Origin of the sequence: Nostoc sp. (assembly GCF_036919895.1) — a bacterium.
Classification (GTDB): domain Bacteria; phylum Cyanobacteriota; class Cyanobacteriia; order Cyanobacteriales; family Nostocaceae; genus Nostoc.
In genome coordinates this window covers 15,005-27,903 of the sequence record NZ_JBALBW010000032.1, presented here as the reverse complement: position 1 = coordinate 27,903, position 12,899 = coordinate 15,005, and the positions used below count along the sequence as shown (strand labels likewise).

The window sequence follows — 12,899 nt, the reverse complement described above, 5'->3', positions numbered from 1 at the left end:
GCAATGCTATTGTCAGTCAATGCAATGCTATTGTTAGTCAATGCAATGCTATTGCAATAATTTGGGAGCTAGGGCGGGCGACAAAACCAAGTACTAGGTGGGATTTCGAGACTTGTGTGTACACCGTAGGCTTGCGGGGAGGGGTTCTTTTATTATGGGTAATTTGGCGGGCATGATTATTAGTCAACTAAAGCATTGACATTAAAAATCAAAGGTTGTGCGAAGCACACCCACATACTGCGTATCATTTCTGCTATCGTTTTCCGGGTTGAGAATCACCCAAAAACCAGGAGTCACTGAGATGTTGTCATTTAGCCGATAACGATAAAATGCTTCAATATGGTAAGCGTTGTCTCGCTCTTGACGGACATCACTGTTAGAAACATGGGGCGGTATACCAAAGAGAATTCCCGGCAGATTACCTCTACCACCCACATCAGGAAACGACATCCCAATCGCCCCAAACCAGACATTGGCATTGTCACCATTGTTCACAAACAGAGAATCTGTTCCACCTCTGCCATTGGAAATATCACTCAAACCAGAACTCTTAGCATTTGCCCAAATATATCCACCCCAAGCGTGGATTTGGAAATTCGGGGAGAAGCGATAGTATCCCTGTGTGCCGACAATATCGTTGGAAGTAGCAATGTTGTTGCCAAAGGGAGCGTTTGATAAAACGCTACCCGTTCCAGCGGAGAGATCGATTACTCCAGCAGGGCTATAGCCATGAGAGTAGGCAACACCAATAGCTCCTTGCTTACCATAATAGGCTAAGTGCGCTAGGGCATTGTAGCCGCCATCAAATAAGCCGTTGCTCCCCGATGGCGTATTGGGACTGCTTGCTAAATAGCCCAAGGTGAGAACCAAGTCTTTGGTAATGTTCCAGTTAGCGGCTGCACCCCCGCCACCTCGTCGGAATAAGGGACTGTACGATCCAAATAGTGAGGGAACCCCATTGCCATCGTCAGCAATTGTGGCGGGAGTGACGGTGGTTGTAATGTCGGTGTAACCAATGCCTGTAGGCCCAACAACGAAGTTAAGGGAATCACTGACTGGGAAGTAATAACGAATGTGGGGGACAAAAAGTGTATCGTTGCTGTCATAATCGAAGTTCAGGCGTGTCATCCCTGTGCCTGTAGCTGTGGCAATTTGGCTTACACCATTGGAATTCGCAAAGTTGCCAAATTCTAACCGGACTCGCAACAAATCTTTGCCTGTAAAACTGCTCTCAAAGTTGAGACGACCCCGATTTGAAAAGTAGAGATTGGATTCATCGCGATCGCCACCGACTCTATTACCAAAGGTATCACTAATGGCGGTAATAATTTGAGCATTCAACCTAGTAGTTGTGGAAAACTGCTGCGCCTCCAAGGTTGCTGTATGTGCTTCTAAGGTATCTACTCGTCCGCGCAGAGTTGTTAATTCTGTGGCAAAGTCTTGCTGCAAAAGTTGCAGCACTGCCAAATCTTGCTTATTAACTAAATCGCTAGTAGCTGTGGAAATTAACTCATTAATCCGATCCAAACAAGCATTTAAACCTGCGGCAAATTCATAACGGGTTAAGGCACGATTACCGCGATAGGTGGAATTGGGATAACCTGCAATACAGCCGTAGCGTTCCACCAGCGATTGCAATGCACCAAATGCCCAATCGGTCGGTTGTACATCAGAAAACTGAGAAACAGAAGTGACTTGTCCCTGCAAATTACTATTAACATCTGCTGCATGAGAATCATCTTCTGGAGATGCTGCTAAAACTGCTGGAATTGACAAGAATAGAAGAAAAAAGCTATGAAAAATAATTTTTAGCATTGGCTTATTAATTGAAAATGGTTTAATTCTGAATTTGTAACGAAAGAGATTCTACTCAAAGCAAAGCTTACAGATTATGAGATAATCAGCATTCAAGTTACATATTTTGAGTTGGGGTTTTAGGTCTTTTAAAGCAACGTTATGACTTTTTGCTCATTGTCGCTTTTAATAGCCGCTTCTATAATTCGCATGACATTAATTCCATCTTCAGCAGTAACAGCTACTGGTTGATTATTAACAATGTATTTGTATACTGCATCGTAATAACCTAAATAGCTACCCTGCGAACTTTGGACTTTTTCTCGAATTACTTTTGTGTCTTTTTCTGTATGCAGCAAGCCATATTCACTTTCCGGCTCTGTATACCAATCAAGTGTGTTGGGCTTCATACCCGCCACTAAATACTCTTCTTGTTTATCGGCTCTGCTTTTAAGAAAAGAACCCTTAGTGCCATGTATGATATAGGCAGGTGCAGGTTCACGCACAAGGAAACCTGCTTTTAATTTGACGCGCAGTTTGTCGTAATATAGTATCAACTCGAAATAATCATCTACCTGCGATCGCAGCCTGGTTATGCGGATGTCTGCAAAAATAGCATACGGCATCCCAAATAAATGCAAAGCTTGGTCTATTAAGTGCGGCCCTAGATTGTTTAATATTCCTGCACCTGGACTTGGAACTTCTACGTGTTGTTTATGGCTGAGTGCTGGTTTATATTTTTGAAATTTAAATTCTGCTTCAATAATATCACCCAGCAAGCCTTCTTGGATAACTTTTTTTACTGTTTTAAAATCACTATCCCACCTGCGGTTTTGATACACAGATAATTTCTTTCCCTGTTTTAATGCCAATTCTTTCAGTTGTTCTGCTTCTTTAACTGTAGTGGTGAATGCTTTTTCTACCACTACATTTTTATCTGCAAGCAATGCCTGTTTAGCATAATCGTAATGGGTATAAGTGGGTGTATTCACGACCACCAATATTACTTGATCGTCTCCTAGTAATGCTTCTAAAGAAGGATAGCTTTTGACATCAGGATAATGTTTTTGTATCAGCTTTTTGCTTCTTTCCCAAGAACCAGCTAATTTAAATCCTGGATGCAAATCAATAAACGGCGCATGAAATACCATGCCGGACAAACCAGAAGAACAAAGAGCCGTATTGATAGTTTCCATATTTTTCGTGATTAACTGAAGCGAGAGTTTGTATTTAGTTGTTGTCTGATATTTATTTACTGGATGTAAAATCGCACAAGAGAGCAAGGGGAGAGAAAATACCTCTCCCAATACGGTTCAGTTAAGGCTAAAACTCTTTGTTAAAGTCAAATTTTTTAACGAACCACAGAGGCGCAGAGGGCACTGAGAGAAGAAAGAAATGCTTAACTGAACTGTATTAATACCTCTCCTCTTCTACAAACTGCGTAAAGCCTACGGCATAGTTTTTAGGACTTACGCAAAACATCTCTCAAACTCTGATTTCTCCGTGTCCTCTGCGCCTCTGCGGTTCGTTATTCCGTAACTTGTGCGTAAGTCCTAGTTTTGCTTAGAGCGCAGCCCATTACGAATTACATCTGTTCTAACTCAATTCCGTTGGTTTCTTTAACGAAAAAGAGAATGAAAAAGAATGAGGTAGCTGCTGCAATTGTATAAAGTCCGTATGCAGAACCTAGACCGAAATATTGCAGTATGGGAGGGAATGTTGTGGAGATAACGAAATTCGCAACCCATTGCATAGCAGCAGCAACTGAAAGTGCAGCACCTCGAATTTTGTTATTAAACATTTCTCCCAATAGCACCCAAACCACTGGCCCCCAAGAGAAACCGAAGCAAAATACATAGAGATTGGCTGCGAGGAGAGCCACAGTCCCGGCGCTTCCGGTGAGATTGGGGTTTCCAGCAGCATCTAGGGGAGCATTGCCAAAAAGATAAGCCATCGTCCCTAATGTTAAGGTCATGCCAATTGACCCTACTATCAGCAAGGGCTTGCGACCAAATTTATCTACGAAGGCGATCGCAATCAGTGTTGTAATAATGTTGACGGCTCCTGTAATCACCGTAATTGATAGGGAATCTTTTTCGGAAAAGCCGACAGCCCGCCACAAAACGCTGCTGTAATAGAAGATTACATTAATCCCAACAAATTGCTGGAGTACAGATAAGCCGATTCCTATCCAAACAATGGGGAGGAGTCCACCACTTCTGCTTAAGAGATCAGAGAACTTAGGCTGACGTTCTCGAAGCACTGTCTGCCGAATTTCTTCAATTTTTGGCATCACGTCACCCCCCAAAATCTTGGTCAGAACGTTAGCAGCTTCTGGTTCTCGTCCTTGAGCAACCAAGTATCGGGGAGATTCGGGAATCATTAAAGCAGACATTCCGTAAAGCACGGCTGGAGGAATTTCTGTCCAAAACATCCAACGCCAAGCAGGTATTCCAAACAAAAACGGCGATTCGGCTGAACCTGCTGATACAGCAATAAAGTAGTCGCATATCAGTGCAATGAAAATTCCAACTACGATCGCTAATTGTTGCAGAGATCCTAATCTTCCGCGCAAATGGGTAGGAGAACATTCGGCAATGTAAGCTGGGGCGATGACGCTAGCAACACCAACTGCAATCCCACCCAATAGCCGCCAAAAGATAAAATCCCAGATTCCGAAGGCAATCCCAGAGCCAATGGCACTGATGGTAAACAACACCGAAGCTGCTACCATTGCCTTGACTCGACCATAACGGTCTGCGATTTTTCCTGCATAGAAGGCTCCTACAGCAGACCCTAACAATGCTAGGGACACGGCAAGACCAGTTAACACACTGTTGGCGTTAAAGGCTTTGGCAATGGCTCCAACCGCGCCGTTAATTACTGCGGTATCAAAACCGAACAGAAAACCGCCGAGGGCCGCAGCACCAGCAATCAAAATCACATAAAACGTGTTGGATTTACGACGAGTAGTAGTAGATGTCATATATATTGGGGATTGGGAATGGGGAATTGGGAATGAGGAATTGGAAATGGGGAATTGGGAATTGGGCATTGCTATTTACCCCTGCTCCCCAGTCGCCAGTCCCCAATCCCCTTTACCGTCTAGAACGTCTGCGTAACCGATCGATCATTACTGCCAAAATAATTACTAGTCCTTTGACAACTAGTTGCCAGAAGTAAGATAGGTTCAACAAGGTTAAACCGTTGTTGAGAATCGCAATAATTAATGCACCGAGAAGAGTGCCGCCGATAGTACCAATACCACCTGTAAAGCTGGTTCCACCTAGAATAACAGCTGCGATCGCATCTAATTCATAACCCTGACCTAATACGCCACTGGCACTATAAAGACGGCTGGCGCTCATGATTCCTCCTAAACCCGCCAGTAATCCGCTAATACCATAAACGAATAGCAACACGCGATTGACTTTAATCCCTGTTAATCTGGCTGCCCTCTCGTTACCACCAACGGCATATATCTGCACTCCTAAAACAGTTTGCCGCAACACAAACCAGCTAGCGATTACGGTCAGTAGCGCAATTATCACTAGCCACGGCAGAGGGCCGACGTATGTATTACCCACCCAAGCAAAATTTATGTCACGGTTAATCAGGGTTGTACCCTTGGCAATTAAAAAGGCAACACCCCGCAGGGCTGTAAGTGAACCCAGCGTGACAATAAAGGGTGGCACATCCAAGAAGGTAATAAGCGCACCGTTCAGTAAGCCTAACAGCAATCCTGCCAGCAAAGCAGCAGGTACAGCCGCCCAACTTAAAGCCGGCAGTAGCGATACCAGCAATGCAACTACGGCAGACACAGCCAATATTGACCCAACTGAAAGGTCAATACCGCCGGTGAGAATTACAAAGGTCATTCCTGTCGCCAGCACAATATTAATTGATGCCTGACGCAAGATATTAATGATGTTACCGCCCGTGAGGAAGTTGGGAGAAAGGAATGCAAATAAGATGCAGATAATTACTAAAATTGGCAAAATACCCGCAACTTCCAAGAGAGTGCTGATTGATTTCCGGTTGCGGGATGCGGGATTGTTGGCTGATTTATTGATAGGCGGTCTGACTGTTTGACTCATAATGCTGATACCTCCGATGCTCCAGTTGCATAGTGCATAATCTTTTCTTGGGTGATTTCTTTGCCAAGACTGCCATCTAGTTCGCCTACCAGTTGTCCTTCTCGCATCACCAAGACGCGATCGCTCATACCAACAATTTCCGATAGTTCGCTGGAAACCATTAAAATAGCAACACCTTGCGCTGCTAATTCGCTCATAATTCGGTAAATTTCACTTTTGGCACCGATATCTACGCCGCGTGTCGGCTCATCTAACATCAACACTCGCGGTTTAATGGCTAACCAACGCGCTAGCAGTAGCTTCTGCTGATTACCACCAGAAAGATCGAGCGCTCTAATTTCCAAATTGGCTAGGCGGATATTAAAGTTTTCCACCGCCTCTGTTGACAGCCGATTCACTGAAGGCCAGTTAACAATTCCACCTCTTGCATCTTGCTTGAGTGTGTTGATGGCAATATTCTTGCGGGCGCTCATCTCCAGAAATAAACCTTGGTCTTTGCGGTCTTCTGGGACGTAGCCAATTCCCGCAGCGATCGCATCACTGGGCGTATTAATTTCCAGTTTTTTGCCATTTAAAAAGACTTCACCACTAGCTTTGCGGTCTGCACCAAAAATCAGCCGGGATAGTTCTGTACGTCCTGCACCAACCAACCCCGCTAAACCGAGAATTTCTCCAGCATGAAGTTCAAAACTAGCCGGCTCAATCTTCTTGCGGACATCGCTCATATTTCTGACTGACAGCACCACTGGGCCAGGATTCATTTGCCGTTGATGTTCGTAAAAGTCTTGCATGGAGCGACCGACCATCATTTGCACCAATCGCTGGGGAGAAATTTCACTGCGTGTCAAACTACCAATATATTGACCATCACGCAACACGCTAATCCGGTCAGCTAGAGCATAGATTTCTTCCATGCGATGGCTGATGTAAATAATGGCAATGCCATCATTGCGTAGTTTGCGAATGACCTCAAATAAATGGTCGCTTTCACGGTCAGATAAGGCTGCTGTTGGTTCGTCCATCACCAAAACGCGGCTTTTATCTTTTAGCGCTCGTGCAATTTCCACTTGCTGCTGTTCTGCAATGGACAAAGTACCAACTATAGTCTGCGCGGTAAAATTGGCTCCCAGACTCTCCAGTACTTCCTCTGCTTCAAGTTGCATTGCTTTGCGGTCTAAAAGCTGACCCCGCCGCAACTCGCTACCCATAAACATATTTTCGGTAACGGTTAAATTCGGTGCAACGTTCAGTTCTTGATAAATAAGATTAATACCCGATTTACGTGCTGTCGCCGGATCGGTAATTTTCAAAGATTGACCATTGATGCGAATTTCTCCTTCATCGGCAATGTAAGCCCCAGCCAGGATTTTCATCAATGTGCTTTTACCTGCTCCATTTTCACCCATAAGGGCGTGAACTTCTCCCGGATAAATGGTGAGATTAACATTTTGGAGCGCAGATACACCATGAAATCGTTTGGTAATTCCTTGCATTTCTAACACTGGGGTGCTAGTTGGTGTATCAGAAAGTGAGGTTTCAATATTGGTTGTCATGAGCAAAACCTGTAAAAACTATTTAAAATTTGCGAACCTGAATTAGAAATTAATAAATTCATATTTGATTGATCGCAAAATCATGTTTTAAAAGCTGACTAGGAGTGGAAAAGAGATATTTTCATCCTTTGTTGTTAACGTTAGTTTATAAAGATTGTTGGGAAAGTCTGAGTGCTAGAAATGTACACTCAGACTCTCCGATGATGGACATACATAGTGGTTCTTGATTTGGTACAGCAGAGTTTTAACCTCTTTATAAACCCATCTTTATATTAAATAAAAGACAGGAATAAAAATGAGGTTTCGTATTAATTTAAATGAAAACTGCCGGACATTCTAGGTATGTGCAAAAACTTTACAAATGCACCAAATGACTTATATCAAAAAACATAATTTCCAATTTCAAATTCACAATTTTTATTACTTCCAGCCTTTTTCTGTGCTGACGTTATCTTTTGTAATCAGCTTGACTGGAATCAAAATGGTAGGATTACTAGGTTTCTTACCATTTAAAATGTCGTTTCCAACTTGAACTGCTTTTTCGGCCATCCCTCGCGGATTTTGAGTAGCGGTTGCTGCATATATACCATCTTTAGCTGCGATCGCAGCTATTGCTTCTGGCGCACCATCAACCCCGACAATAAAGAAATCTTTACGTTGTGCTTGGTTCGCTGCTAGTTCTGCGCCGACTCCACTCGGATCGTTGATGGCAAAAACCGCATCAATTTTCGGAAAGGTTGTCAGCAAATCAGTCATAACTCTGAGTCCTCCATCCCGACTACCTTCTGCATTTTGGTTTTTGGAAAGGATTTTGATATCGGGATATTTGGACAGTACATTCTCGCAGCCACTAACTCGCTGAATCACCGAGTCTACTGGCGGGCCATTAACTATTACTACATTGCCTTTACCTTTGAGACGGTCAACAATATATTTGCAACTAACTTCTCCAGCTTGAACATTATTAGTAGTGATGGTGGCATCCACACCTCCTTCCGCACCTGTATCTACCGCAATGACAATTCTACCCGCTTGTTTCGCTTTTTCAATTGCTGGTTTAATGCCACTCTTATCAGCAGCATTGACGATAATAATATCAGTATTGGAAGCAGTGAAATTTTCAATTTGATTAGCTTGTTGATTCAGGTCATAGGCACTGGAAACTACGGTAACGTTAACATCCTTACCGCCGATTTTCTTTGCTTCTGACTCCACTGCTTGTCCCATAAGTACGAAGAAGGGATTACTTAAATCACCAACGGTAAAGGCAACTGATTTTAATTTTCCATTGCCAGTGGCAGTTTGAGTCTCAGCACTAGTATTTGTAGCAGATTTTGGATCGGGGTTAGTAGCAGCGTTGTTATCGGGGGAAGCATTTGTACAGCCGACAACACCACCACTGATGATACCTAGTAAGCTAGCTGCGATCGCAATCCTTTTCATATTCATAATATCTCCTAGATGTCTAAAAACAGGGTCAAGTATTGTAACCCTCTTGTATCCAGCCTTTTCCGTGTCTTGTAATTACGAACTATTCTTACCAGCCTTTATAGCTGCTGAGGTTCTCTCTAGTAACCAACTTGACTGGAATCAGAATGTCAGATGACTCAGGTTTTTTACCCTGAATGATATCGTTGCCAATCTGAACTGCTTTTTCAGCCATCCCTGCGGGATTTTGAGCCGCAGTTGCAGCAAATACACCATCTTTGTCTTCCATTGCTTTGGTTGCATCTGGCGAACCATCAACCCCAACAATAAAAAATTCTTTGCGTCTTGCTTGTCTTGCGGCTAAATCTGCGCCGACACCGCTTTGGTCGTTAGTGGCAAAAACGGCATCTATTTTCGGAAAGGTTGTGAGTAAATCGCTCATGACTCTTAGTCCTCCATCCCTTGTCCCTTCGGCATTTTGGTCTTTAGAGATGAGTTTGATATTAGGATATTTGGATAATGACTTCTCACAACCACTGACTCGCTGATTGATGGAGTCCATTGGAGTACCGTTGAGAATAACTACACTACCTTGACCTTTGATGCGATCGGCAATATATTGGCAAGCAACCTCACCAGCTTGGATATTGTTGGAACTAATCATTGCATCCACATCTGCATCAACGGCTGAATCTACTGCAATCACAACCCTACCTGCAAGCCTTGCTTGATCAATTACTGGTTTAACTCCTTTTTTATCAACAGCGCTGAGGATAATTAGGTCAGTATTCGCAGCCGTAAAATTTTCAATTTGGTTGCTTTGTTGGTTCAGATCGAAGCCACTGGAAACTGCATTAACCCTGATATTATCCCCAATTCTCTTAGCTTCTATCTCCGCTCCCTTCTGCACTGCATTATAAAAAGGGTTTCCCAAGTCACCCAAGGCGACACCAATTGTTTGCAATTTTCTATTTGGACTATTTACTTTAGTCTCTAAGCTAGTGTTGGTAGCAGTGTTAGTATCTGTATTCGTAGCAGAATTGTCATTTTGAGCGCTATTTGTGCAGCTAACAATAGTGAAACCTAGTATGCCAACTATGAGCAAAATTCTCTTCATATTCGTATATTTTTAACGACGGATTTAAATTTGAGAAAGGTCAGCAGAATCTAAACATCCGAGGCTATCACAATATCAACTAGGTCTAATAAATTCAGACCGAACCTAGTGATACTGCTAGCCTTGTCAATATCAACTATTCTTAAACGTCTTGTAAACTGACATATTTTGAGTTGCTAATATTCACTTCACTAAACTAGATGTTTTATTTTAAAGCAATTTTTTGACGGCTACTCAACGCCATGTAATTCACATTAATATGTTGTTGTAAAAATACTTTTCTAATGTGCCTACAATCAAACCACCTTTTTAGTAAAACTCTAGAAAAATGATATTCTTAAAAGTGCAAACTTATACTTGAACTATTTTCCGATCTTATCCCCCATTAGAACAAAAATGAATTTTCTTTATCGAACTTTACAAATTGAAGAAACATTTTTAATCTCTCTTTAGTCAAAACTCTCGAAATCATAGCATTTGTAAATATTAAGTATTTTTAAGCTTAGGTAGAATTCAAAAAACTTAACATTTATATATCCAAGCATCATAATGCAGCCTGGAGATTAGAGGATGACTAATTTTAGATTTTGGGTAATGAAGTTGAAGGATTCAAAATCCCAAGTTTAAACCTAGTTTTAGAGCTACTATCGAAAACCCTCAAATCCATTGCTCAGAAGAAATAGCTTTATTCATAAGGTTAATTTCAAATCCAAGGTTGATTGACTGCTGTTAACATCTTATAGAGAAATAGGGCTTTTTCTCGCAGAGCAATAGCCAGTTATCGAGTGTTATCAGTTTAAAACTTTAACGTCGCTGGTAAATATTTAGCCACTAAATCTTCATAGTATGGTCTTAATTTTTGCCAATCAGGAGGAGTAGTATTTTTTGAATATAAATCATAAGGATTGAATAAAATCACCCATTTAAACATTTCTTGATCGTGTTTATCCATCAAATGGTTATATGCGTTTTCACGGTGTTGAGGATAAAATGAGTGATAGCGAAGCATATACAACGCAGGTTCAGGTAAATGGTTTTTCATCATCTGATAGAAATACTCATCATGTCCCCATGACATGTGTACATTACTCAATCCACAATTCGGCTCGTAAATACCATATTTGGTATTGTAATTGGGATTATTGTAATCAGGGTTTTCTTTGAAAAATTCTGAGAAAACAATTTTATCAGAAAATGCACAACCCACAGGATAAGTATCACCAACGGTAGCCCATTGAGGCTCACCAAATAGGCAAAGCACCTTCCCCATATCATGAAAGAAGCCAGTAAGTACCATCCAGTCAGGATGACCATCGGCGCGAATGGCTTCTGATGTTTGCAATAAGTGCTGTAACTGATCCATGTCTGTATCAGGATCGGAATCATCGACTAATTGATTCAAAAATTCGACCGCATCCCAAACAGACATTTCTTTTTTATCAAACTTCAAAAATTCTTTTTCTTTTTGAAGTACAAAATTATATGTTTGATTAATATGATTTAACCGATAAAATTCTTTCACCGTGTCTCTGGTCGGTGTTTCGTAATTTCTGTACGCTTCAGTGGTTTTACCTTCTTTAACTATGCTGTCTGGATTGGGATAGCGATTGAGTAAATCTTTTTCCCACTCTTCTAGCGAATGCAAGGGATTGTATTGAGTTTGTTCGATGGAATTCTTTACAATTTGAGACATACGTTTTACCCGTCGATATTAATTTTTAAAATCGGACTTTGGGACTTTATGCACAGGTGTGCAGGAGTTGTTATGAATTTATTTTTGCACACGTGTGCAAAAGAGTGTGTTAAGTTTCTTTTCTATTTGTATGACTATGTACAACATCCTTAATTAAGGAAGTCCCTTATGCAATCTGGGTAGCGACAACCTTATACCAACAGATAATTCATCTGTTGGATATATTTTTGAATAAATAGCTTTATACACATCTGTGTAAAATCTATGTTAAGTTTTTTATCGGCTTTTCCTAAAGGATTGTTATAGCTGATTCGCAAACAAAAGCCTAACCCACATTTCTCACAAGCTTTAAGCGAAGAAGTGGCAGAGGGCGGAGGGGAAAGAAATTATACAATATCTCACCTCTGCTCCCCTGCTCCCCTGCACAATCTTTGAGAGATGTGGTGAGAAATCCGGGCTAAGACGTACCGAGGGTATCATCTATCTCAGGTAAGGTTTCGACCGTTAACCAATCCCGATCTTAGGGACAAAAGTAACCACTTAAACATGACTTTTTTCACAGGCGTGTGCCTAATGGCTTCGATTAGATTGAGTACATACAAATCAAGTAATGCAAAGCATATTACAAGATATATGAACCGCTTGAAATCTATTCTACTTGGAAGCTTATTAGCAGTTGCTTCAATTACTGCTATTTCTCAAAATGCTAATGCTGCTGAATTTAAATCCGATCGCGATCGTTTTAATAGTGATACTGTAGCTTTTAATAACAGCAAAGTCCAACACGAACGTCAAGTCCGCGAACAACGCGCTCGTGAATTGCGTGAACGTCAAGCTCGCGAACAACGCGCTCGTGAATTACGCGAACGTCAAGCGCGTCAATTGCGTGAACGTCAAGCCCGCGAACAACGCGCTCGTGAATTACGCGAACGTCAAGCTCGTTTTCATCACTAAGCTGTAAATTTCCCCTTATATTACTTTTAAGGAGAGTATTGCTACTCTCCTTTTTTTTTGTATAAATCTATAGGACTAATATTTGATTTCTGAAAAAGCTCCGTAGGGTGTGTTAGCGACAGCGTAACGCACCAAACCCTCGATAATGGTGCGTTACGCTGTCGCTAACACACCCTACATACCTAATTTTGTTCAAAAATCAAATAGTAATCCTATATTAAATATCTTCAGATATAGTTTTCTATCGGCTCGAATATTTTACA

Annotated in this window: 9 protein-coding genes; 1 reads left to right on the top strand and 8 read right to left on the bottom strand. The window is 41.7% G+C overall.

Going from position 1 to position 12,899, the window contains the following annotated elements; all coding sequences use genetic code 11:
* Nucleotides 1–201: 201 nt before the first annotated feature.
* The 8 genes from V7K55_RS06030 to V7K55_RS05995 all read right to left on the bottom strand — a co-directional run bounded on the left by V7K55_RS06030 (nt 202) and on the right by V7K55_RS05995 (nt 11,682).
* On the bottom strand, nt 202–1,815 hold the full coding sequence (locus V7K55_RS06030) for an iron uptake porin (protein ID WP_334829197.1): 1,614 nt from the start codon (nt 1,813–1,815) through the stop codon (nt 202–204).
* 128 nt (nt 1,816–1,943) lie between these two features.
* Complete coding sequence (locus tag V7K55_RS06025) at nt 1,944–2,990, bottom strand: Gfo/Idh/MocA family oxidoreductase (protein WP_334829195.1); 1,047 nt, start codon at nt 2,988–2,990, stop codon at nt 1,944–1,946.
* A gap of 389 nt (nt 2,991–3,379) precedes the next feature.
* Nucleotides 3,380–4,780 carry a sugar porter family MFS transporter gene (locus tag V7K55_RS06020; RefSeq protein WP_334829193.1) on the bottom strand — a complete coding sequence of 467 codons (1,401 nt, stop codon included), beginning with the start codon at nt 4,778–4,780 and terminating at the stop codon, nt 3,380–3,382.
* A 112-nt stretch (nt 4,781–4,892) separates the two neighbouring features.
* Complete coding sequence (locus tag V7K55_RS06015) at nt 4,893–5,891, bottom strand: ABC transporter permease subunit (protein ID WP_334829191.1); 999 nt, start codon at nt 5,889–5,891, stop codon at nt 4,893–4,895.
* Nucleotides 5,888–7,444, bottom strand: a complete 1,557-nt coding sequence (locus V7K55_RS06010; RefSeq protein ID WP_334829189.1) for a sugar ABC transporter ATP-binding protein — start codon at nt 7,442–7,444, stop codon at nt 5,888–5,890. Before V7K55_RS06010 ends, V7K55_RS06015 begins: the two co-directional genes overlap by 4 nt.
* A 420-nt stretch (nt 7,445–7,864) precedes the next feature.
* Nucleotides 7,865–8,893, bottom strand: coding sequence for an ABC transporter substrate-binding protein (locus V7K55_RS06005; protein ID WP_334829187.1), 1,029 nt, complete (start codon nt 8,891–8,893; stop codon nt 7,865–7,867).
* Between the two features lie 88 nt (nt 8,894–8,981).
* Complete coding sequence (locus tag V7K55_RS06000; RefSeq protein WP_334829185.1) at nt 8,982–9,989, bottom strand: ABC transporter substrate-binding protein; 1,008 nt, start codon at nt 9,987–9,989, stop codon at nt 8,982–8,984.
* Between the two features lie 796 nt (nt 9,990–10,785).
* A complete protein-coding gene (locus V7K55_RS05995; protein WP_334829183.1) occupies nt 10,786–11,682 on the bottom strand; it encodes an inositol oxygenase family protein in 897 nt (298 codons plus the stop codon).
* A 633-nt stretch (nt 11,683–12,315) separates the two neighbouring features.
* Here V7K55_RS05995 and V7K55_RS05990 point away from each other — a divergent pair.
* On the top strand, nt 12,316–12,636 hold the full coding sequence (locus V7K55_RS05990; RefSeq protein WP_334829181.1) for a hypothetical protein: 321 nt from the start codon (nt 12,316–12,318) through the stop codon (nt 12,634–12,636).
* The last annotated feature ends 263 nt before the right edge of the window (nt 12,637–12,899 follow it).